General features: G+C 71.7%; 20 protein-coding genes. 10 read left to right on the top strand and 10 right to left on the bottom strand.

The window, feature by feature from the left end:
- The first annotated feature begins 142 nt into the window (after positions 1-142).
- Together ACZ6S6_RS19430 and ACZ6S6_RS19425 are read left to right on the top strand one after the other, a co-directional pair.
- A complete protein-coding gene (locus ACZ6S6_RS19430) occupies positions 143-1,171 on the top strand; it encodes a phosphotransferase family protein (protein WP_362956399.1) in 1,029 nt (342 codons plus the stop codon).
- Between the two features lie 8 nt (positions 1,172-1,179).
- Positions 1,180-2,394 carry an acyl-CoA dehydrogenase family protein gene (locus ACZ6S6_RS19425; RefSeq protein WP_469706352.1) on the top strand — a complete coding sequence of 405 codons (1,215 nt, stop codon included), beginning with the start codon at positions 1,180-1,182 and terminating at the stop codon, positions 2,392-2,394.
- Positions 2,395-2,443: 49 nt separating this feature from the next.
- Here the strand turns inward: ACZ6S6_RS19425 and ACZ6S6_RS19420 are convergent, their stop codons facing one another.
- Positions 2,444-2,608 (bottom strand): hypothetical protein, encoded by a 165-nt coding sequence (locus ACZ6S6_RS19420; protein ID WP_362956405.1) that lies wholly within the window; start codon positions 2,606-2,608, stop codon positions 2,444-2,446.
- A gap of 74 nt (positions 2,609-2,682) precedes the next feature.
- Here ACZ6S6_RS19420 and ACZ6S6_RS19415 point away from each other — a divergent pair, with 74 nt between their 5' ends.
- Positions 2,683-3,561, top strand: a complete 879-nt coding sequence (locus ACZ6S6_RS19415; protein WP_469706351.1) for a LysR family transcriptional regulator — start codon at positions 2,683-2,685, stop codon at positions 3,559-3,561.
- Positions 3,562-3,637: 76 nt separating this feature from the next.
- Here the strand turns inward: ACZ6S6_RS19415 and ACZ6S6_RS19410 are convergent, their stop codons facing one another.
- Genes ACZ6S6_RS19410 through ACZ6S6_RS19400 form a run of 3 tightly spaced genes read right to left on the bottom strand, consistent with a single transcriptional unit; the run spans position 3,638 to position 6,689 of the window.
- Positions 3,638-4,231, bottom strand: a complete 594-nt coding sequence (locus ACZ6S6_RS19410; RefSeq protein ID WP_362956411.1) for a TetR/AcrR family transcriptional regulator — start codon at positions 4,229-4,231, stop codon at positions 3,638-3,640.
- 38 nt (positions 4,232-4,269) lie between these two features.
- Positions 4,270-5,928 (bottom strand): class I adenylate-forming enzyme family protein, encoded by a 1,659-nt coding sequence (locus ACZ6S6_RS19405; RefSeq protein WP_469706350.1) that lies wholly within the window; start codon positions 5,926-5,928, stop codon positions 4,270-4,272.
- Positions 5,925-6,689 (bottom strand): SDR family oxidoreductase, encoded by a 765-nt coding sequence (locus ACZ6S6_RS19400; RefSeq protein ID WP_362956417.1) that lies wholly within the window; start codon positions 6,687-6,689, stop codon positions 5,925-5,927. Before ACZ6S6_RS19400 ends, ACZ6S6_RS19405 begins: the two co-directional genes overlap by 4 nt.
- A 184-nt stretch (positions 6,690-6,873) precedes the next feature.
- Between ACZ6S6_RS19400 and ACZ6S6_RS19395 the strand changes: the two genes are divergently transcribed.
- Positions 6,874-8,178 carry an exo-beta-N-acetylmuramidase NamZ family protein gene (locus ACZ6S6_RS19395; protein WP_469706349.1) on the top strand — a complete coding sequence of 435 codons (1,305 nt, stop codon included), beginning with the start codon at positions 6,874-6,876 and terminating at the stop codon, positions 8,176-8,178.
- A gap of 105 nt (positions 8,179-8,283) precedes the next feature.
- Here the strand turns inward: ACZ6S6_RS19395 and ACZ6S6_RS19390 are convergent, their stop codons facing one another.
- Positions 8,284-11,130, bottom strand: coding sequence for a penicillin acylase family protein (locus ACZ6S6_RS19390; protein WP_469706348.1), 2,847 nt, complete (start codon positions 11,128-11,130; stop codon positions 8,284-8,286).
- Between the two features lie 229 nt (positions 11,131-11,359).
- Between ACZ6S6_RS19390 and ACZ6S6_RS19385 the strand changes: the two genes are divergently transcribed.
- Positions 11,360-11,971 carry a hypothetical protein gene (locus tag ACZ6S6_RS19385; RefSeq protein WP_362956425.1) on the top strand — a complete coding sequence of 204 codons (612 nt, stop codon included), beginning with the start codon at positions 11,360-11,362 and terminating at the stop codon, positions 11,969-11,971.
- A gap of 78 nt (positions 11,972-12,049) precedes the next feature.
- Here ACZ6S6_RS19385 and soxR read toward each other — a convergent pair whose 3' ends face one another.
- Positions 12,050-12,532: a redox-sensitive transcriptional activator SoxR gene (gene soxR / locus ACZ6S6_RS19380; protein WP_362956427.1), complete on the bottom strand. Its 483-nt coding sequence runs from the start codon at positions 12,530-12,532 to the stop codon at positions 12,050-12,052.
- 143 nt (positions 12,533-12,675) lie between these two features.
- On the opposite strand from soxR, the gene ACZ6S6_RS19375 reads away from it, so the two are divergent.
- Positions 12,676-13,137 carry a MaoC family dehydratase gene (locus ACZ6S6_RS19375; protein ID WP_362956430.1) on the top strand — a complete coding sequence of 154 codons (462 nt, stop codon included), beginning with the start codon at positions 12,676-12,678 and terminating at the stop codon, positions 13,135-13,137.
- Positions 13,138-13,159: 22 nt separating this feature from the next.
- On the opposite strand, the gene ACZ6S6_RS19370 is transcribed toward ACZ6S6_RS19375, so the two are convergent.
- The 3 genes from ACZ6S6_RS19370 to ACZ6S6_RS19360 form a co-directional block, all read right to left on the bottom strand.
- Positions 13,160-13,783 (bottom strand): TetR/AcrR family transcriptional regulator, encoded by a 624-nt coding sequence (locus tag ACZ6S6_RS19370; RefSeq protein WP_362956432.1) that lies wholly within the window; start codon positions 13,781-13,783, stop codon positions 13,160-13,162.
- A gap of 83 nt (positions 13,784-13,866) precedes the next feature.
- The gene (locus ACZ6S6_RS19365; RefSeq protein WP_362956435.1) at positions 13,867-14,157 is read right to left on the bottom strand and encodes a YiaA/YiaB family inner membrane protein; all 291 of its coding nucleotides are present in this window, start codon (positions 14,155-14,157) and stop codon (positions 13,867-13,869) included.
- Positions 14,158-14,255: 98 nt separating this feature from the next.
- Positions 14,256-15,407, bottom strand: coding sequence for an acyl-CoA dehydrogenase family protein (locus ACZ6S6_RS19360; RefSeq protein WP_469706347.1), 1,152 nt, complete (start codon positions 15,405-15,407; stop codon positions 14,256-14,258).
- Positions 15,408-15,470: 63 nt separating this feature from the next.
- On the opposite strand from ACZ6S6_RS19360, the gene ACZ6S6_RS19355 reads away from it, so the two are divergent.
- Genes ACZ6S6_RS19355 through ppk2 form a run of 4 tightly spaced genes read left to right on the top strand, consistent with a single transcriptional unit; the run spans position 15,471 to position 18,798 of the window.
- Entirely contained in the window at positions 15,471-16,145 is a 675-nt protein-coding gene (locus ACZ6S6_RS19355; RefSeq protein WP_362956440.1) for a TetR/AcrR family transcriptional regulator, read from the top strand.
- Positions 16,146-16,160: 15 nt separating this feature from the next.
- Positions 16,161-16,871 (top strand): ArsR/SmtB family transcription factor, encoded by a 711-nt coding sequence (locus ACZ6S6_RS19350; protein WP_469706346.1) that lies wholly within the window; start codon positions 16,161-16,163, stop codon positions 16,869-16,871.
- Positions 16,872-16,904: 33 nt separating this feature from the next.
- Positions 16,905-17,882, top strand: a complete 978-nt coding sequence (locus ACZ6S6_RS19345) for a DMT family transporter (protein ID WP_469706345.1) — start codon at positions 16,905-16,907, stop codon at positions 17,880-17,882.
- Positions 17,848-18,798 (top strand): polyphosphate kinase 2, encoded by a 951-nt coding sequence (gene ppk2, locus ACZ6S6_RS19340; RefSeq protein ID WP_469706344.1) that lies wholly within the window; start codon positions 17,848-17,850, stop codon positions 18,796-18,798. The genes ACZ6S6_RS19345 and ppk2 overlap by 35 nt, the downstream gene beginning before the upstream one ends.
- A gap of 7 nt (positions 18,799-18,805) precedes the next feature.
- Here ppk2 and ACZ6S6_RS19335 read toward each other — a convergent pair whose 3' ends face one another.
- A complete protein-coding gene (locus ACZ6S6_RS19335) occupies positions 18,806-19,885 on the bottom strand; it encodes a Zn-dependent alcohol dehydrogenase (RefSeq protein WP_469706343.1) in 1,080 nt (359 codons plus the stop codon).
- Between the last annotated feature and the right edge of the window lie 12 nt (positions 19,886-19,897).

Here is a 19,897-nt window from a genome sequence, read left to right as displayed (position 1 = left end):
TCAGAGATACGACTGAACGCCAGAGGTCCGGCAGCCGTTCGGACCGGACCGGACTCATTCGGTTCCGGGAGTTCACTGGACGACATACCGACTGGTCGGCATCATGAACATCGACCGTTCATTCACCCCGGAGGTGCGCACGATGAGCCCAGTCCACCCGCCAGGTCTCGACCTCGACCGGTTGCGCGGACATCTCGACCGCGAACGGCCGGGTCTGGTGAACGGACCGCTCGACGCCCGGCTCATCGAGGGCGGCCGCTCGAACCTGACCTACGTCGTCACGGACACGGACGGCACCGGCCGCTGGGTCGTCCGCCGGCCGCCGCTGGGTCATGTGCTGGCCACCGCACACGACATGAAGCGCGAGCACCGGGTGATCAGCGCACTGCACCCGACGGCCGTCCCGGTCCCCGAACCGCTGCTGCTCTGCGAGGACGACTCCGTCATCGGCTCGCCGTTCTACGTCATGGAGTACGTCGAGGGCACCCCGTACCGCACGGCCGAGCAGCTCGCCCCGCTCGGCGCCGAGCGCACCCGCAGGGCCGTGCTCGGCCTGGTGGACACCCTGGTCGAGCTGCACGCCGTGGACCCGGCGGCCGTCGGGCTCGGCGACTTCGGACGCCCCGACGGCTTCCTCGACCGGCAGCTGCGCCGCTGGGGCAAGCAGCTGGACGCCTCCCGCAACCGCGAACTGCCCGGCATCGACGAGCTGCACGCGGCGCTCGGCCGCGAACGGCCCGTCTCCCCGGCCGCGACGGTGGTGCACGGCGACTACCGCCTGGACAACGTCCTGCTCGGATCCGACGACCGGATCAAGGCCGTGCTCGACTGGGAGATGTCGACGCTCGGTGACCCGCTGACCGACCTCGGCCTGCTGGTGATGTACAGCTCCGACCTCGGCCTGCCCGAGTCGCCGGTCTCCACCACCAGCGGCGCGGCCGGCCATCCCTCCCCCGCCGAACTGATCGAGCGCTACGCCGAACGCTCCGGCCGGGACACCTCCGCCATCTCCTGGTACACGGCGTTCGCCTGGTTCAAGCTCGCCGTGATCCTGGAGGGCATCCACTACCGCTACACGCTGGGCCAGACCGTCGGCGGCGGCTTCGACCGCATCGGTGATCTCGTCCCCGTCTTCATCACGCACGGCCTCACCACCCTCCAGGAAGGCTGATCAACCCCATGGACTTCGCATTCGACGCCCGTACCGAAGAGCTGCGCGCCAGGCTGCTCACCTTCATGGACGAGCACGTCCACCCGGCCGAGCGGACCGCCGAGGAGCAGCGGGGGCAGCTCGCGTCGCCGTGGGACACCCCGCGGATCGTGGAGGACCTGAAGGCCGAGGCGCGCGGCCAGGGGCTGTGGAACCTCTTCCTGCCGGACGCCGAGTACGGCGCCGGGCTGACCAATCTCCAGTACGCCCCGCTGGCCGAGATCCTGGGCCGCTCCCCGCAGCTGGCGCCGACCGCGCTGAACTGCGCGGCGCCGGACACCGGGAACATGGAGGTGCTCGCCCAGTTCGGCACCGACGAGCAGAAGAAGCGGTGGCTGGAGCCGCTGCTCGCCGGTGAGATCCGGTCCGCGTTCGCGATGACGGAGCCGGAGGTGGCGTCGTCGGACGCGACCAACATCGAGACCAGGATCGCCCGGGACGGCGATGACTACGTCATCAGCGGCCGCAAGTGGTACATCTCCGGGGCGATGAACCCGGACTGCAAGATCTTCATCGTGATGGGCAAGACCGACCCGGACGGCGACGACATCCGCCGCCAGCAGTCGCAGATCCTCGTGCCGCGCGACACCCCGGGCCTGACCGTGAAGCGCGCCATGAAGGTGTACGGCTACGAGGACCACTCCCACGGCGGTCACGCCGAGGTGGTCTTCGACGATGTGCGGGTCCCCGCGACGAACCTGGTCGGTGAGGAGGGCGGCGGCTTCGCCATCGCCCAGGCGCGGCTGGGACCGGGCCGTATCCACCACTGCATGCGGCTGATCGGCATGGCCGAGCGCGCCATCGAGCTGATGTGCCGGCGCGCGGTGTCCCGCGACGCCTTCGGCAAGCCGCTCGCCCAGCAGGGCGTGGTGCAGAACTGGATCGCGGACGCCCGCGTCACGGTGGAGCAGCTGCGGCTGCTGGTGCTGAAGACGGCCTGGCTGATGGACACGGTGGGCAACCGCGGTGCGCACACCGAGATCCAGTCCATCAAGATCGCCACCCCGCGCGCGGTGGTCTCCATCCTCGACCAGGCGGTCCAGCTGCACGGTGCGGGCGGCGTCAGCCAGGACTTCCCGCTGGCCGAACTGTGGGCGGCGGCGCGGACGTTGCGCCTGGCGGACGGCCCGGACGAGGTGCACCAGCGGTCGCTGGCGCGGCGCGAGATCAAGAAGTACCTGTAGGGAACGTGAGGCCGGGCCCGTACTCCGGTACGGGCCCGGCCGGTGTCCGTCAGTAGCCGCCGTACGGTACGTGGTCGGCGAGCGCCAGTTCGCGGGCGAAGGCCCGCACCCGCAGCAGGCACCGCGCGGCGAGACGGACGCCTCGGGGCCGGTGCGGCCCGTAGGCCACGGTCCACAGGGCGGGGACACGGGACGAAGCCTGGATGTGCGCCATGTATCCAGCTTCACCCCGTTCTCGCGGTCGGTCCAACAGATGGATTGGCTGGCTGCGATCGATACCGTAGATGGATGGAGATACGTCAGCTCCGCCACTTCATGGCGGTGATCACGCACGGCAGCTTCACCGCGGCCGCCCGCGCCGAACTGATCGTGCAGTCCGCGCTGAGCACGTCCGTCCGCAATCTCGAACGGGAGCTGGGTGCCGCGCTGTTCGACCGGACGGGCCGCCGGGTGGTGCTGACCGAGGCGGGGCGGGCGCTGCTGCCGTCGGCCCGGACGGTGCTCGCGGGGACGGACGCCGCGCGGGACGCGGTGGCCGCCGTTTCGGGGCTGGCCACGGGGCGGGTGCGGATCGGCACGATCCAGACGCTGACCTGTGTGGATCTGGCCGCTGAGCTGGCCGCGTTCCACCGGCTGCGGCCCGGGGTGCAGATCTCCTTGCGTGAGGCGACGACCCCGGAGCTGCTGGCGGGGGTGCTCGCGGGTGAGCTGGACCTCGCCTATCTGGCGCCGGACGCGGCCGAACTCCCGGCCGGCGTCGTGGCGTTCGCGTCCTGGCAGGAGGATCTGGTGCTGATCACCGCTCCTGGTCACCGGCTGGCGACGGCCGGGCGCACCCTGATCAAGGACCTCGCCGACGAGCCGTTCGTGGACTTCCGGGCCGGGACAGGTCTGGAGACGGCGGTGCGGCGGCTGGCCGCGCACTGCGGTCTGGAGCGCCGGATCACCTGCGACGTCACACAGATCCGGCTGCTCGTCGATCTCGTACGGGCGGGCATCGGCGTGGCGATCGTGCCGCGCCGGATCGGTGAGGACGCCGGGCTGCCGTGCGTGAGCATCCGGCAGCCGGAGCCCGGCCGGACGGTGGTGCTGGTGGGCCGGGCGCCCCGGCCGCGCAACCCGGCGGCGCGGGCGCTGCTGGACCGGCTGGCCGGCGACGGGTCGTGAAGGGGAACAGCGGCCGGGTCGCGCCTGCTGTGCACGGCCCTCAGCGGCGCGCGTCCCGGCGGTTTGACGACACGGCCTAGGGGCGCAGGGCGCGCAGCAGCAGGTCGGCGAGGTGGTCGGCGACCTGCTGCGGGGTGAGCGGTCCGTCCGGCCGGTACCAGGTGGACAGGTGGTGGACCGAGCCGAAGTGGTAGTCGACGATCAGGTCCGCCGGGGTGGCCGTGGAGAACACTCCGCTGCGCTGCCCCTCTTCCACCAGGGCCCGGAAGCGCTCGTGGTAGCGGCGCCGCTCCATCCGTACCTGCTTGTTCTTCTCGGGGCTCAGATGGTGCATCGAGCGGAAGAAGATCGAGGCGTCGTCGAGGTTCTCGATGGTGGTGACGACCACGTCGGCCGCGGCGTCACGCAGTCGCTGCTCGACGGGCGCGTCGGCGTCCGCGAAGGCGTCGAGGCGCTCCTGCTGGAGGCGCAGGACCCGGGCGTAGACCTCCTGGAGGAGGTCCTCCTTGGAGCCGAAGTAGTGGTAGAGCGCGCCCTTGGTGACACCGGCCGCCTCGACGATCTCCTGGACCGAGGTGCGGTCGTACCCCTGCTCGGCGAAGAGCCGGGTAGCGGCGGCGAGGAGCCGCTGGGGAACGGGGGTACCGCTCCCGTCCGTCGCCTTGGCCATAGCCGCCACCTTCCTTCCGTGCGGTGCGTGAACCGGTTCTAGCGGGGTGAACGCAGTTCCCGCCTCAGGATCTTCCCACTCGCCGTCTTGGGGAGTTCGGCCAGGATCTCGACTTCGCGCGGGTACTTGTACGCGGCGAGCCGTTCCTTGCAGTACGCACCCAATTCGTCCGGTTCCACCGAGGAGCCGGGCCGCAGGCTGACGTAGGCCCGGACCGTTTCGCCCCGGTAGGCGTCGGGGACGCCCACGACGGCCGCCTCGCGGACGGCGGGGTGGGTGTAGAGGACGTCCTCTACCTCGCGCGGCCAGACCTTGAAGCCGGAGGCGTTGATCATGTCCTTCTTGCGGTCGACGACGTAGAGCCAGCCCTCGCGGTCCATGAAGCCAATGTCGCCGGTGCGCAGTTCACCGTCCGGGAAGGCGGCGGCGGTGGCCTCGGGCAGCCGCCAGTAGCCGGAGACCACCTGGGGGCCGCGCACCGCGATCTCGCCCTGCTCGCCGAAGGGCACGTCCGCGCCGTTCTCGTCGATGATCCGCACGACCGTGTCCGGGCCGGGCACGCCGACCGAGAGGGTGCCGGAGGCCGGGTCCACCGGGGCCTCGCGCTCGGGCGGTACGGAGGCGCAGGGCGCGGTGCACTCGGTGAGGCCGTAGCCGTTGCGGATGTACGGGCCGAAGCCCGTCCGGAACTTCTCGACGAGTGCGGGCGGCAGCGGTGCGCCGCCGGAGGAGATCACCTGGAAGGAGGCGAAGTGCTCGGGCGTGACGCCGGGGGTGGCGGCGAGCGCCATGAAGGCGGTCGAGGGGCCGACGGTGTAGGCGGGGCGGTGCTCGGCGAAGGCGTCGAGGACCACACCGGGGTGGAAGCGGTACGCGAGGACGAGGGTGCCGGCGTTGGCGAGGCAGGCGGCCAGCTGGCACACCATGCCGGTGATGTGGAAGAGCGGGGCGAGGGCGAAGTAGGCGGAGCCCTCCGCGATGGGGTGGCCGGCGCGCTGGCGCTCGGCGTTGACCATGATGTTGCCGTGGGAGTTCATGGCGCCCTTGGGGGTGCCGCTGGTCCCGGAGGTGTAGCTGATCAGCGCCACGTCGGCGGCGGTGAGTTCGCGGCCGGCGGGGGCCGCGAGGCCCTGCCGGGCGACGGCCACCAGATCGTCGGCGTCGTCGGCGGCGGGCAGCCGGCCGAAGTTCAGCACCCGCTCGTCGTTCTCCGTCTGGAAGTCCAGCTCGCAGGCCGTGACGGCGATCCGGACGGCCGGGGCGGCTGCCGCGGTGTCCCGCAGATAGCCCTCCCAGGCCCGGTCCGAGCAGATCAGCGCGGTGACCTCGGCGTCCTTCAGCACATGGCCGACCTCGCCGGACTTGTACATCGGGTTGAGGGGGACGACGGTCGCCCCGGCCTTCCAGGCGCCCAGGAGCGCGAGCACGAACTGCGGCGAGTTCTGCAGCATGATCGCGACCCGGTCGCCCCGCTCCAGCCCCCGGTCGGCGAGGTGGCCGGCCACGGAGTCGGAGAGCTCGTCGGTCTCGCGGTAGGTGAGGCGCCCGTCGAAGTAGGCGAGCGCGGGGTGTCCGGGGGCGCGGCCGGCGGAGTCCCGGAAGGCGTGCACCAGGGTCTCGGCCGGGTGGACGGGGGCCCGCTGGGCCTCGCTGAGCAGCGGGAGCCAGGGCTTCGCCGCGTAGATCGACTCGGTCATGCGCCGGTCGCCTCCCACTTGCGCTGGAGGTGGTTCATGCTGCCGAGCCACTGGTCTGTGTCCTTGGCGCGGGCCCGGTAGTACCCGGCGACCTCCGGGTGCGGCAGGACGAGGAAGCGGTCGTCGGCCATGGCCGCGAAGAGCGCGTCGGCGACGTCCTCCGGCTCGATGGCGCTGGGGGCGAGCACGAGCTCCCCGGCCGATCCGGCGGCGGTCAGCATGTCCGTACGGACGCCCTGCGGGCAGATCGCGTGGACCTTGACGCCGCGGTGGCCGTAGGTGAGGGCGAGCCATTCGGCGAAGGCGACCACGCCGTGCTTGGTGACGCTGTACGGCGCCGCGCCGATCATCGTGAGCAGTCCGGCGGCCGAGGCGGTGGAGACGAACCTGCCGCTGCCGCGCTCCAGCCAGTCCGGGAGCAGCGCCCTGGCCGCGCGGACGTGGGCCATCACGTTGACGTCCCAGGCGGCGGCCCAGACCTCCTCGTCCGCGAAGACGTCACCGGGCGAGGCCAGGCCCGCGTTGGCGCAGTAGACGTCCACCGTGCCGTCCAGGGCGTCCCTGGCGGCGTCCACGATCCGTGAGGCGTCGCCGGCCACGGCGACGGCGCCGATCTCCTCGGCGAGCGCGGTGATCCTGGCCTCGTCGAGGTCGTTGACCACGACCCGTGCGCCCTCGGCGGCGAATCTGCGGGCCAGCGCGGCGCCGATGCCGCCCCCGGCTCCCGTGACCACTACGCCCGCGCCCTGCACCGTACTCATCGGTCCCGCCTCTCTCAGCCGACTGCACCAGCAGACTAACCAGTCGGTATGTCGCCGGGGAAGGGTCTGGCGCGACTCATGCGTCACTCCAGTCACATCCGTCCCGTCCTGCTCGTTCCCTGCGGCCCGCGTGCGCGCTAGCGTGCGTGACCATGACAGATGTCGCGATCATGGAGGTAGCCGAATGAGCCTGACCAGACGTGGTTTGCTGGCCGCCGGCGGTGCCGTCGGAGCACTCGCGGCAACGGCCGCGTCGGCCGGACCCGCGGCCGCCGGTACGCCGCACGGAAACGGACACGGGCACGGCGGCGGACACGGCGGCGGGGGCGGCGGGAACCGCGGGCTCCTCACCGGCTTCGACCGGCTCTCGGCGGACGGCTACGCGCTGCTGAAGGGCCGGCGGGTCGGCATCGTCACCAACCCGACCGGGGTCACCTCCGACGTCCGCCACATCGTCGATGTGATGCACGCGGACCGGCGGGTGAACCTGACCGCCGTCTTCGGCCCGGAGCACGGCTTCCGCGGCACCGCGCAGGCGGGCGGCTCCGAGGGCCGGTACGACGACCCGGCGACCGGCCTTCCGGTCTACGACACGTACCTCAAGAGCGGGCAGCCGCTGGCCGACGTGTTCACGGCGTCCGGCGTCGACACGATCGTGTTCGACATCCAGGACGCGGGCGCCCGCTTCTACACGTACATCTGGACGCTCTACGACTGCATGGAGGCGGCGGCCCTCGCGGGCAAGAGGTTCGTCGTCCTGGACCGGCCCAACCCGGTGTCCGGGCGGGCGGCTCTCGGCCCGGTCCTCGATCCGGCCTTCGGCACTTTCGTGGGCCGCCGGGAGATCGCCCAGGCGCACGGCATGACGGTCACCGAACTCGCTCTGCTGTTCAACGGGGAGTTCCTGGCGGACCGTCCGGCCGAGCTGGAGATCGTGAAGATGTCGGGGTGGTCGCGCTCGGACTTCTTCGACGCGAGCGGGCTCCCCTGGGTGCCGCCGAGCCCCAACATGCCGACGCCCGACACCGCGCTGGTCTACTCGGGCACCTGCCTGTTCGAGGGCACCAACCTCTCCGAGGGGCGCGGCACGACACGGCCGTTCGAGCTGCTCGGCGCGGAGGGGATCGACCACACGTGGGCGGCCGCCGCGAACGCGCTCGACCTGCCCGGAGTCGCCTTCCGCGAGGCGTACTTCGCGCCGACGTTCTCGAAGTTCGAGGGCAGGACCGTGGGCGGGGTGCAGGTGCACGTCCAGGACCGGGAGGTCTTCGACCCGGTGCGCACCGGGATCGCGCTCCTGGTCACGGCGAAGCAGACCTGGAGCGGGTTCGCCTGGCGGCCGGACAACTGGATCGACACGCTCACCGGCAACACCCGGGTCCGCACCATGATCGACGCGGGTGCGGACACGGATGAGGTCGTGGGGGCGTGGGCGAAGGATCTCGCCGCGTTCCGTACGGTGCGCAAGCGCTATCTGCAGTACCGGTGAGGTGGTGCCGGGCGGGCCCGCGGAGTGCGGGCCCGCCCGGCGGGCGGTTTTGTCCTCAATCGCCGGACGGGCTGGAATTGCCCGCCGGACGGGCCCTGGAAGGCTCTAGCGGTGCGCCGGGAACTCCACGACCTGCTGGTACGTGGGGCGGTTCTGCCAGTGGATCGCCTTCTGCTCGATCCCGCCCAGTGCCCGGTGGATGATCGAGTCGGTGCACCACTGCTCACCGGCCTTGCAGTTGTCGTCGGCCGGGTAGACCTCGGCCGCCGGGACCGCCGCCGCCTGCTTCAGCGAGGACAGCAGCGCCGCGCGGCAGCTGCTCAGATCGCCGTTGCCGCAGTAGGTCCTGGCCAGCGGCCCCTTGACCGGCTGCCCCAGCACCTGGCGCAGGTCCTTGTCGGCGAAGCCCCACCAGCCGTACTGGAAGGCCGAACCGCTGTGCGCGCCGCTCGGCCCGTGGCTGGCCGCCGGGGACTCGTCGGTGGCGAGGTTGGCGGTCAGCGCGCCGTACAGGTCGTCGCCGAGCCCCGGCTTGAACTCCGCGTCGATCAGCTTCGGCCACCACGCGTCCATGATCCGTACCGCGTCGGCGTAGGTGTACGCGTGCGAACCCGGGCTGCTCTCCTTGCGCTGGGCGCCCGCCGCCCGCCAGGAGTCCAGCTGCTGGACCACCGCGTTCAGCTCCGGGTCGGTGACCGGCTGGGAGCGGATCACCTTCAGCAGTTCGGGCAGCAGCTGCTCGCCGCGCAGATCGGTGAGTGCGGCGTCGGCCATCGCGCGAGTGAGGGAGGCGCGGGTCACGCCGCCCTCCTCCACCAGCTTCGAGACCCGCTCGTCGAGCAGGTCGGCCCGGTGCACCGCGCTGAGCCCGAAGCCCGCGGAGGCGTACCCCTCGGCCTGCTTGTTGTTCCAGGACACGTAGTAGTCCTGGCCGCTGGAGTGCGGGTGCTCGGCGAACGGGGTGTACTCGGCGGTGTTGGCCGCCGGGTCGTACCCCTTCCACTCGTACGCCTTCTCGGCCTTGATGGGCAGCGCCGGGTCGACGCCCGCGGCACGCACCGGGTTCATGCCGCTGTTGTAGTAGGCGGCGGTGCGCGAGTCGGCGTAGAACCAGTTGAACGCGTAGTCGATATGGCTCGCCGCCTGCTGGAAGGACGCGGCGTCGGTGACGTACGAGGGGTCGTTGAGCATCTGGAAGCCGATGATCGAGTCGGCCTCGTGCCGGTAGGTGGTGCGCAGCGAGGTGTACGCGACCGGCTTGCCGTCCACCGTGGCGCGGTCGGTGACGACGCCGTAGCCGGTGCGCCACACCTGCATCCGGTAGGAGCCCTTCGCCGTGGAGTCGGCGACGGTCGGGCTCCAGGAGTTGGTGCGCTCCAGCTTCTCCATGGCGGTGCAGTCGCCGTGGTCGAGGTAGTGCGTGGAGCTCTTGGTGGGCGCGGAGCCGTCGGTCTCGCACAGTTCGACGGTGTAGGTGTCGGTGATGTCCTGCCCGGCCGAGGTGGCGCTCCAGGCGTAGTCCTGGCCGCGGCCCATCTGGATGTACATGCCGACGCCGGCGAAGGAGACCCCGCGGGCGCTGATGCCGGGGCCCTGGATCTCCTGGAGCATCATCAGCTGCGGGGCGAAGTAGCCGGTCTGCGGACCGAACACGGCGATCGGGTTTCCGCTCGCGGTGCTGTTGCCGGAGACCAGCAGGGCGTTGGACATGCCGCGCTTCTGGGCGCCGGAGCCGGAGCCGGGGAGCGAGCCCTCCGGGATGACCCCGTCGTCGTAGATGCCCTGGGCCTTCTTGAGCTGGGCCGGGGCCTTCACCGGGGCCTTCTCATTGGTGCCCGCGGAGCCGGTGCGGTCGTAGATGACCGGCTCGGCGGTGACGGAGCCCGGATCGGGGAGCGCCGTCCCGACGGCCTTGTCGGGCTTGTTCGCGTACGGGAACGAGGTGCCGTCGTGGACGGTCAGCACGGCCTCGGGGTCGTTGCGCTGCCGGAAGGACTCCCAGACCTTGGTGCCTTCGGCGACTCCGTACTTCTGCTGGGCGGAGAGCAGCGAGAGCGCCGCCTGCACCTCGCCGCCACCGCCGCCGCCGAACTGGCCGCCGACCACAGAGGCGATCGAGATCAGGTCGGTCAGCTCGAACGGCTGGATCTCACCGACGTTGGTGATGGCGTCGATCTTGCCGGTGAGGACGTACTCGCCGGGGAAGTAGCGGCCCTTCTTCGACTTGTCACGGTAGGAGTTGATGCCGTCCACATAGGCCTGGGCGTCCGCCATGGCCTGTTCGCCGCGGGCGCCCTCGTGGGTCCTGATGTACTCGACCTGGGCCTGGAGATCGGCCTCGGTGTACGGGGCCTGCGGCCAGAACTGCTGCTCCAGGCCCTGGTTGGCGAGCGCGCCGCCGGCGAACGAGGTCAGCTGCCCGCGCCCGATGTGGCGGAAGAGGTCCATCAGCCAGAGCCGGTCCTGCCCGGCCGCGAATCCGGCGCCGAACTCGGTGCCGTAACGGGTGGTGCCCTTGATGTGCGGGACGCCGGACACCTTGTCGCGGGTGATGGTGACGTCGTCGCGGGGCGAGGTGACGGACTCGACCTGGTCCTTCGGGACGCCGAACGAGGCGTCGTTGAAGAAGTCGGTCAGCTTCTGGTCGGTGAGGCCGGTGTGCCCGGCGACCAGGCCGTCGTAGCGGTCGAGCTGGTCGTCGCTGTGCGCGGGATGGGTGCCGAACGCCTTGTTGCCGAGGATGTCGACGAGGGTGGCGTTGCCGTTCTCGCCCGGCGGCAGGATGTCGTCGCACTGCCCCTGGCAGTAGTCGGTGACGGGTACGGGATCAGGCTCGGCGGCGCCCGCGTGGGGTGCGGTGGCCAGCAGAGAGGCACCGAGTGCGAGAACGGCCGCGATCGTGGCGGCTCGGAACTTGCCGGTGCGGGCGGAAGTGCCGGTGCGTGGGGGCATGCATGCTCCTCGGAGAGGCTGATGCGCCGGAGGTTACCGGCGGTATGACCCGTCGGTAAGGTGAACATCGGTCACCTTTTCCGAATCGCCACATGCGGTCGCATGACGCTCGGTCATCTCACCCAATGGACGGCCGCGCCATGGATGGAGCCGATCCGGGCAGTTGTACGTCCATTCAGTGACGCCCATGTCCGGGCGACGGAGTACGAGCGACGGAGGTGGCGGAGCAATGGCCGGTTTCCGGAGTCTTGCGAGACAGGTCCGCGATCCGCGGAGCGACCTGGCACTGCGGCGGTACTCGCTGCGCAAGTGCCTGGAGCGCTTCGCCCCTTACGGGCACCGGGCGACCTGGGATCACCTGTGCGCCCGGCACGGAATCGGGCCCGAGGACCGGGCCCCCGATCCGGTGCGCCTCATGCGCGCGCTGGAGGAGCTGGAGACGGCCCGCGCGGTCTGGCTGGGCTACGAGGCGGGGTTCGCCGAGCGCCGCCGGCGGGAGAAGCACGACGGACTGCGCCGGCCGGGCGCGTTCGACGACTGGCACCGGCGCACCTGGGGCGGGAACGGGGTCGCGCGGTGCGACGACCCGGCCGTCCACCCGGCGGCCCCGCTCGCGGAGGTGCTGGCACGGCTGATCTCCGCCCTGGAGTCGGAGCCGGGCACCGGCTGCCCGGTGTGCGCGCAGGCCCGGATCGCCTGGCGGCAGGACCTGGACAGCGAGCCGTGGTCCGGCCCCGTCTGCACCGGGTGCGGGATCGTGGTGCCGCAGCCCGTGCTCACCCGGGCGGCGCTGGCGAAGGCCCGGCGCACCCGGATCGGCGACCTGGCATCGGTGGCGTGAGGAACGGAGCGGCCCGCCCGGCGTCCGACGCGACACGCGACTGCCGGACGGGCAGCACACATACCTCGGCCGGCCCCCTCAGCAGCCTCCCGCGGCCCGCTTCGTGACCTTGCCCGGCATCAGGCGCGAGCCGCTGATCCGCTCGCCGGAGATGTCGTCCGGGTTGGAGAGCACACAGGTCTCCAGCGACAGGCAGCCGCAGCCGATGCAGTCGGTGAGATGGTCGCGCAGCCGCGCCAGCTGCTCGATCCGCTCGTCCAGCTCGGAGCGCCACGCCTCGGAGAGCCGCGCCCAGTCGTCGCGGTTGGGGGTGCGCTCCTCAGGGAGCTCGGCCAGCGCGTCCCGGATGGTGGCGAGCGGGATACCGACCCGTTGCGCCGCCCGGACGAAGGCGACCCGGCGCAGCGCGTCCCTGGTGTAGCGGCGCTGGTTGCCACTGGTGCGGCGGCTGCCGATCAGGCCCTTGGCCTCGTAGAAGTGCAGGGCCGAAACCGCGGCGCCGCTGCGCGCGGAGAGCTGGCCGACCGTGAGTTCATGGAGTGTCTTTGGGATCTGGGGCACTCCTCGAACCCTACGTGTCCGGCTCCCGGCCGGTCCGTCGTTGACAGGAACGCGCCCGCGAACCATGCTGAGCAAGCGCTTAGACAGGCACTTGGACACGGCCTGGGACGGATGGCCGGGAGCGGGAAGGCAGGGACCAGGACATGGCAGAGCCGAGGATCTTCACGTCCGCGCAGGAGCTGCGTGACGGAGTGGGCGAGCAGCTGGGACACAGCGACTGGCTGGAGATCGAGCAGAAGAGGATCGACCTCTTCGCGGACGCCACCGGCGACCACCAGTGGATCCATGTGGACCCGGAGCGCGCCGCGACGGGGCCGTTCGGCACGACGATCGCGCACGGCTACCTCACGCTCTCCCTGCTGCCGGCGCTCGTGCCGCAGGTCATGCGGGTCGAGGGCATGAAGATGGGCATCAACTACGGGACCAACAAGGTCCGCTTCCCCTCCACGGTGCCCGTGGGATCGCGGCTGCGGGCGACGGCCGTCCTGAAGAGCGTCGAGGAGGCGGGCGGCGGCGTACAGGTCACCGCGGTCGTCACCGTGGAGCGCGAGGGCGGCGACAAGCCCGCCTGTGTGGCCGAGTCGGTGTCGCGCTACTACTTCTGAGCCCCGTCCGGGGGCGGCCGCGTCACCGTTCGGCCCCGACCATGCGCAGCACGAGGCCGGCGTACAGCTCGCCGACCTCGTCCGGCGTCCGGCTGCCCTGGGCGTTGAACCACCGCGCCACGTCGATGCAGAGCGAGAGCACGGCGAGCGTGGTGCCCGGCACATCGGGGACGTCGAACTCCCCCGCCGCCACACCCTCGCCGATGATCCGGCGCACCACCGCGTCGCTCCTGCGGCGGAGTTCGATGATCTCGGTGCGGTGCTCCGCACCGAGGGCGTCGAGCTCGTACTGGACCACGCGTGCGGTGGTGTGCCGTTCGGCATGCCACTGGACGAAGGACCGTACGGCGCGGGCGAGCCGCTCGGCCGCCGTGCCCTCACCGTCGGCCGCCGCCTCCAGGACGGACAGGGCACGGTCGTGGCCGATCCTGCTGATCCGGTGGAGCAGCTCTTCCTTCGTCTTGTAGTGGATGTAGAGCGCGGCGGGGCTCATTCCGGCGCGGCCCGCGATGTCCCGGGTGGTGGTCGCGTGGTACCCGCGCTCGGCGAAGGCGTCGACGGCGGCGACGAGGAGCCGCCGGGCGGCCTCGGGCGTCACTTCGGCCCACGGCGCGTTCTCGCCGTCGGTCTCCTGCGCCGTGCTCATCGTCAGTGGCCCCTCTCAGTCAGCAGGACGAACACCATACCCCGATCCTGAGCAAGCGCTTAGGAGTCCGGTGGCTGAGATCGTCAGAGCTTCTGGAAGGGGTCGTGCTCGGCGAGGATCTTCTCCAGCCTGGCCTGGTCGACCCGGCTGACCAGCTGGCCCGCCTCCTGCCGGTCCCTGATGACCTTGGCCAGGGTGAAGCAGGACGTGACCAGGTAGAGGACGCCGATGGCGAGAAACCCTCGCACCCAGGCGTCCGCGTCGAGGAAGTAGATCCCGAGAGCCACCGCGCTCATCGCCACCCCGAAGGATGCGACGGCCTGACCGTAGAAGGCGGCGGTGCCCTGCTGCTTGACCGATGTCGTCTCACTCATGCCGCCCAGCATCCGGCGGCACGGCGCACACCACATCCGTCCGGGTACTCAGCCCGGTACTCAGACGCCCGTTCGAGGCGCGCGGCGGCGGGGGCGTCTCAGAACGCGGAGACCCCGGTCAGCGCCCGGCCGATGATCAGCTTCTGGATCTGGCTGGTGCCCTCGTAGAGCGTCATCACGCGGGCGTCGCGGAGCAGTTTGCCGACCGGGTACTCATCGATGTAGCCGTAGCCGCCGAAGACCTGGAGCGCGTTGTTGGCGGCGCGGACCGCGGCCTCGGAGGCGAAGAGCTTGGCCTTGGACGCGGCGGTGGCGAAGTCCTCGCCGCGGTCGATCAGGTCGGCCACCCGCCAGGTGAGCAGCCGGGCGGCGTCGACGTCCACGGCGATGTCACTGATGAGCTCCTGGACGAGCTGGTGGCCCGCGATGGACTTGCCGAACTGTTCGCGCTCACCCGCGTACCCGACGGCCGCGTCCAGGGCCGCCTGGGCGATGCCGACACAGCCGGCCGCCACCGACATCCGGCCCTTGGCCAGGGCGGACATGGCGATCGAGAAGCCCTTGCCCTCGGGGCCCAGGAGCGTGGCGGCGGGGACGCGGACGTCCTCCAGCACCACCTCGGCGGTCGCCTGGCCGCGCAGTCCGAGCTTGCCGTGGATGGTGCGGCGGGTGAGGCCGGGGGTGTCGGTGGGGACCAGGAAGGCGGATATGCCCTTGTGGCCGGGGGTGTCGTTGGTGCGGGCGAAGAGCAGCACCACATCGGCCCAGGTGCCGTTGGTGATGAACATCTTGGAGCCGTTGATGACGTAGTCCCCGCCGTCCCGCACGGCCCTGGTCGTCAGACCCCCGGCGTCCGACCCGGTGCCCGGTTCGGTGAGGCCGAAGCAGCCCACCGCGTCGCCCGAGGTCAGCCGCGGCAGCCACTGGCGCTTCTGCTCCTCGTCGCCCCGGGCGGCGATGGTCTTCGCGACCAGGCCCAGGGAGACCGAGACGATGCCGCGGACCGAGGAGTCGCCGCGGCCGAGCTCCTCGGTCACCAGGCAGTACGCGAGGTGGTCGCCGCCCGAGCCGCCGTACTCCTCGGGGACCGTCAGCCCGAGGAAGCCGAGCGAGCCCAGCTTCTTCACGATCGACTTGTCGACGTTCTCGGCCCGGTCCCACTCGACGACGTGCGGGGCGACGTCACGGGCGACGAAGTCCTTGGCGAGCTGCCGGACGGCTTCCTGCTCCTCGCTGAGCTCCAGGTTCATCGTTCGGCCCTCCAGTTTTAATTAGCACTGCTAGTTTTATGACCTGGCCCTACTATGTGCCGCATGGCCCGCCCGCGCAAGCCCCTCCTCAGCAGAGACCGCATCGTCGCGACAGCGGGTGCCCTGGTGGACGCCGAGGGGCTCGACGCCGTCTCGACGCGACGGCTGGCGGCCGAGCTCGGGGTCAGCGGGCCGTCGCTCTACAACCACTTCCGCAACAAGGACGAGATCCTGGACGCGGTCGCCGACGCGGTCTCCGCACAGGTCGATCTGTCGATGTTCGACGAGTCCGACAGCCGTGACTGGCGGGCCGCCCTGCACGACTGGGCGGTCTCCTACCGTGCGGCGCTCACCGAGCACCCGCACATCGTCCCGGTGCTCGCCCAGGGCCCCGGCCGCCGCCCGGCGGGCCTGCGGGTCGCGGACGCGGTGTTCGGCGCCATGGTCCGCGCGGGCTGGCCGCCCGCCCAGGCCACGTACATCGGCGCGCTGATGCGCTACTTCATCACCGGCTCGGCGCTCGGCTCCTTCGCCCGGGGCTTCGTGGACGACGAGACCGCGTACGACCCCGCCGATTATCCACACCTCGGCCAGGCCCATCTGCTGGCCGAGCGCCGCCAGCAGGTCGACGAGGGGGCGTTCGAGACGGGGCTGCGGGCGCTGATCGACGGCCTCGGCCTCCAGTACGCGCCGCCCGAGGCGGCCGGGACCGTTCGGCCCGCGCCGAAGCGTTCCTGACGCATCCTGGAACACATGGCATACCCCGACCCGGCCGCACCCCGGCTCGCCGCCCTGGCCGGCCTCCTCGCCGACGAGACCCGCGCCACCTTCTGCCTGGCCCTGCTCGACGGCCGGGCCTGGACCGCGGGCGAGCTGGCCCGGCACGCCTCAGTGGCCCCGTCGACCGCGAGCGAGCATCTGGGCAGGCTCGTCTCGGGCGGGCTGCTGGCCGAGGAGCGGCAGGGCCGGCACCGCTATCTGCGGCTCGCCGGCGAACAGGCCGCGCACCTCGTCGAGGAACTGGCGGGCCGCGAGGCCCCCGGCGCCGCCGCCCCGCCGCGCACGCTGGGCGCGGCGGGCGCCGACAGCGCGATGGCCCGCGGCCGCACCTGCTACGACCATCTCGCCGGCCGCATCGGCCTCGCGATCACCGATGCCATGACCGTACGGGGGCTGCTGCGGCAGGACACCGGCTTCGCGCTCACCGACGCGGGGCTCGACTGGTTCGGCGCGCTGGGCATCGGCCTGGAGACCCGGTCGCGGCGTCCGCTCGTACGGAGCTGTCTGGACTGGACCGAGCGCAGGCCGCATCTGGCGGGGGCCGCGGGCGCCGCCCTGTGCCGCCACGTGCTGGAGGCCGGCTGGTGCGTACGGATCGGGTCGGGACGGGCGGTGCGGGCCACCCCGGACGGGGAACGGGCCCTGGCCGCACGGCTGGGCATCGAGCCGCACACTGTTCGGTAGGCGCCGAAGCATCGCGGCCTTACGGTCAGGCCCATGACGACTACCCCCGCCCCCGCCCCCGCCCCACGCTCCGACTGGCGGCCCCCCGCCGCCGCCTGCACCACCGTGGTCCTGTGGGCCTCCGCCTTCGTCTCCATCCGCAGCGCGGGCGAGGCCTACTCCCCCGGCGCACTGGCCCTCGGGCGGCTGCTGACCGGCTCCCTGGCACTGGGCGCGCTCCTGCTCGTCCGGCGCGAGGGCCTTCCGTCACGGGCGGCCTGGCCGGGGATCATCGCCTCCGGACTGCTGTGGTTCGGCCTGTACATGGTGGTGCTCAACTGGGGTGAGCAGCAGGTGGACGCGGGGACGGCCGCCATGGTCGTGAACATCGGGCCCCTCCTGATCGCGCTGCTCGGCGCCCGGCTGCTCGGCGAGGGACTGCCACGCCGGCTGGTGCTGGGCATGGCCGTGTCCTTCGCGGGCGCCGTGGTCGTGGGGCTCTCCATGTCGGGGAAGGGGAGCTCCTCGGTCCTGGGCGTGGGGCTCTGCCTGCTGGCCGCGGTGGCGTACGCGGCCGGGGTGGTCGGCCAGAAGCCCGCGCTGGGGCATGGATCGGCGCTCCAGATCACCACGTTCGGCTGCCTGGTCGGCACGGTGGCGTGCCTGCCGTTCTCGGGTGCGCTGCTCTCGGACGCGGCCGACGCGCCGCTGTCCGCGACGCTGAACATGGTCTATCTCGGCCTCTTCCCGACCGCGCTGGCATTCACCACCTGGGCCTACGCACTGGCCCGCACCACCGCCGGGCGGATGGGCGCCACCACCTACGCGGTGCCCGCGCTGGTCGTGCTGATGGCGTGGCTGCTGCTGGACGAGGTGCCCGCACTGCTCACCATCGGCGGCGGGCTGCTCTGCCTCGCCGGGGTGGCGGTGTCCCGGATGCGTCCGCAGACTGGTCCGACACGGAGGAATCCGGCCCGGCCGATGGAGGGACCCCGTCATGACGCGGAGCGCCGAGCGGCGGGACGGCCGTAGCAAGGGGACGAAGGCGAAGAAGCGGAAACCGGTCCCGTCCCCCGGCGGCGCCCCGGCCCTGGTGACCCCCGAGGGCCCCTCCCGCGACGCCTGGCGGGAGGACTACCCGTACGCCGAGAAGCTCGGCCGCAAGGCGTACGAAACGTCCAAGCGGGCTCTCCAGATCGAACTGCTCAAGCTCCAGCACTGGGTCAAGGAGCACGACGAGCGCCTCGTCATCCTCTTCGAGGGGCGCGACGCCGCGGGCAAGGGCGGCACGATCAAGCGGTTCACGGAGCACCTCAATCCGCGCGGCGCGCGGGTGGTGGCACTGGGGAAGCCCTCCGAACGCGAACGCTCCCAGTGGTACTTCCAGCGGTACGTGGCCCATCTCCCGGCGGCCGGGGAGATCGTGCTCTTCGACCGGTCCTGGTACAACCGGGCCGGTGTGGAGCGGGTGATGGGATTCTGCTCGACCCCGGAGTACCTCGAATTCATGCACCAGGCACCGGGGTTCGAGCGGATGCTCGCGCGCGACGGCATCCATCTGGTGAAGTTCTGGTTCTCCGTCTCGCGCAACGAGCAGCGCAGCCGGTTCATGGCCCGGCAGACCGATCCGGTGCGGCAGTGGAAGCTGAGCCCTGTGGACCTCGCCTCGCTCGACAAGTGGGACGCGTACACCGAGGCGAAGGAGCTGATGCTCTTCCACACGGACACGGCGGACGCGCCCTGGACCGTGGTGAAGAGCAACGACAAGAAGCGGGCCCGGCTGGAGGCGATCCGGCACGTGCTGCACCGCTTCGACTACCCGGACAAGGACGCGTCGGTGGCCGGGGAGCCGGACCCGCTGCTCGTGGGCCCGGCCTCCCAGCTGTTCGAGAAGGGCGAGACGTCGGCCCGGCCGCTGCCTACCGGCCGGTCGCGCGACCGTCTCTAGCCCGGGTTCAGAAGACCACCAGCGCCCGGCCGCCCTTGCCGGCGATCATGTTGTCGAAGGCCGCCGGGATGCCGTCCAGCGCGATCCGTTCGGTGACCATCATGGAGAGGTCGAAACGGCCCGCCCCGATGTGGTCGGCCAGCACCGGCAGATCGCGGGCCGGGTCGCTGTTCCCGTACACGCAGCCCGTCAGGGACCGGCCCCAGTGGAAGATCTCCAGGGCGTTGAAGGTCAACTCCTGGTCCTTGCCGCCGATGCCGACGACCGTGGTGCGGCCGCCCCGGCGGGTGGACTCCCACGCGGTACGGATGGTGGCGGCCCGGCCGACGCACTCGATCGCGACGTCCGCGCCCTGGCCGCCGGTGAGGCCGCGGATCTCGCGGGGCGTGGTGGCGGAGGCGATGACGTAGTCGGTGGCGCCCGCCTGCCGGGCCAGCTCCTCCTTCTCCGGGGAGACATCCACCGCGATGATCCGCGAGGCGCCCGCGATCCGGGCTGACTGAAGCACCGCTAGGCCCACCCCGCCGATGCCGAACACGACGACGGACTCGCCCGCGCGGACCCGCGCGCTGTGGTGGACCGCGCCGTACCCGGTCAGCACCGCGCAGCCGAGCAGGGCGGCGTCGGTGAGCGGGATGCCGTCCGGGGCGGGCAGCACGCAGTTCGCGGCGACGACGGTCTCCTGCGCGAAGGCGGCGACGTTCAGTCCGGGGTGCAGCTCGGTGCCGTCTGCGGTGCGGGCGTGGATGTTCGCCGCCCCGGCCAGGGCGTTGGCGCAGAGCCAGACCTCGCCGATGCCGCAGTGGTGACAGCTTCCGCAGGACGGGGCCCAGTTGAGCACCACGCCGTCGCCGGGCGCGACATGGGTGACGCCGTCGCCCACGGAGACGACGGTGCCCGCCCCCTCATGGCCGAGGACGGCGGGCACCGGCACCCGCATGGTGCCGTTGGACAGCGAGAGGTCGGAGTGGCAGACCCCGGCGGCCGCGAGACGGACGCGCACCTGGCCGGGGCCGGGCTCCGGAAGGGTGATGCCGGTGATCTCCAGCGGAGCTCCGACGGCGGGCAGTACGGCGGCGCGGACCACGGACTGGCTCCT

Source organism: Streptomyces sp. NPDC048671 (genome assembly GCF_055587045.1).
The sequence above is the reverse complement of the archived record's forward strand: the minus strand, read 5'-3'. Positions and strand labels throughout refer to the sequence as shown.

Bases quoted from the DNA above. Each gene is read 5' to 3' on its own strand.
- ACZ6S6_RS19355 (WP_362956440.1), top strand. From the start codon at position 15,471: ATGGCCCGCCCGCGCAAGCCCCTCCTCAGCAGAGACCGCATCGTCGCG.
- ACZ6S6_RS19430 (WP_362956399.1), top strand. From the start codon at position 143: ATGAGCCCAGTCCACCCGCCAGGTCTCGACCTCGACCGGTTGCGCGGA.
- ACZ6S6_RS19365 (WP_362956435.1), bottom strand. From the start codon at position 14,157: ATGAGTGAGACGACATCGGTCAAGCAGCAGGGCACCGCCGCCTTCTAC.
- ppk2 (WP_469706344.1), top strand. From the start codon at position 17,848: ATGACGCGGAGCGCCGAGCGGCGGGACGGCCGTAGCAAGGGGACGAAG.
- ACZ6S6_RS19385 (WP_362956425.1), top strand. From the start codon at position 11,360: ATGGCCGGTTTCCGGAGTCTTGCGAGACAGGTCCGCGATCCGCGGAGC.
- ACZ6S6_RS19360 (WP_469706347.1), bottom strand. From the start codon at position 15,407: ATGAACCTGGAGCTCAGCGAGGAGCAGGAAGCCGTCCGGCAGCTCGCC.
- ACZ6S6_RS19420 (WP_362956405.1), bottom strand. From the start codon at position 2,608: ATGGCGCACATCCAGGCTTCGTCCCGTGTCCCCGCCCTGTGGACCGTG.
- ACZ6S6_RS19350 (WP_469706346.1), top strand. From the start codon at position 16,161: ATGGCATACCCCGACCCGGCCGCACCCCGGCTCGCCGCCCTGGCCGGC.
- ACZ6S6_RS19370 (WP_362956432.1), bottom strand. From the start codon at position 13,783: ATGAGCACGGCGCAGGAGACCGACGGCGAGAACGCGCCGTGGGCCGAA.
- ACZ6S6_RS19390 (WP_469706348.1), bottom strand. From the start codon at position 11,130: ATGCCCCCACGCACCGGCACTTCCGCCCGCACCGGCAAGTTCCGAGCC.
- ACZ6S6_RS19345 (WP_469706345.1), top strand. From the start codon at position 16,905: ATGACGACTACCCCCGCCCCCGCCCCCGCCCCACGCTCCGACTGGCGG.
- ACZ6S6_RS19375 (WP_362956430.1), top strand. From the start codon at position 12,676: ATGGCAGAGCCGAGGATCTTCACGTCCGCGCAGGAGCTGCGTGACGGA.
- ACZ6S6_RS19400 (WP_362956417.1), bottom strand. From the start codon at position 6,689: ATGAGTACGGTGCAGGGCGCGGGCGTAGTGGTCACGGGAGCCGGGGGC.
- ACZ6S6_RS19425 (WP_469706352.1), top strand. From the start codon at position 1,180: ATGGACTTCGCATTCGACGCCCGTACCGAAGAGCTGCGCGCCAGGCTG.
- ACZ6S6_RS19410 (WP_362956411.1), bottom strand. From the start codon at position 4,231: ATGGCCAAGGCGACGGACGGGAGCGGTACCCCCGTTCCCCAGCGGCTC.
- ACZ6S6_RS19405 (WP_469706350.1), bottom strand. From the start codon at position 5,928: ATGACCGAGTCGATCTACGCGGCGAAGCCCTGGCTCCCGCTGCTCAGC.
- ACZ6S6_RS19415 (WP_469706351.1), top strand. From the start codon at position 2,683: ATGGAGATACGTCAGCTCCGCCACTTCATGGCGGTGATCACGCACGGC.
- ACZ6S6_RS19395 (WP_469706349.1), top strand. From the start codon at position 6,874: ATGAGCCTGACCAGACGTGGTTTGCTGGCCGCCGGCGGTGCCGTCGGA.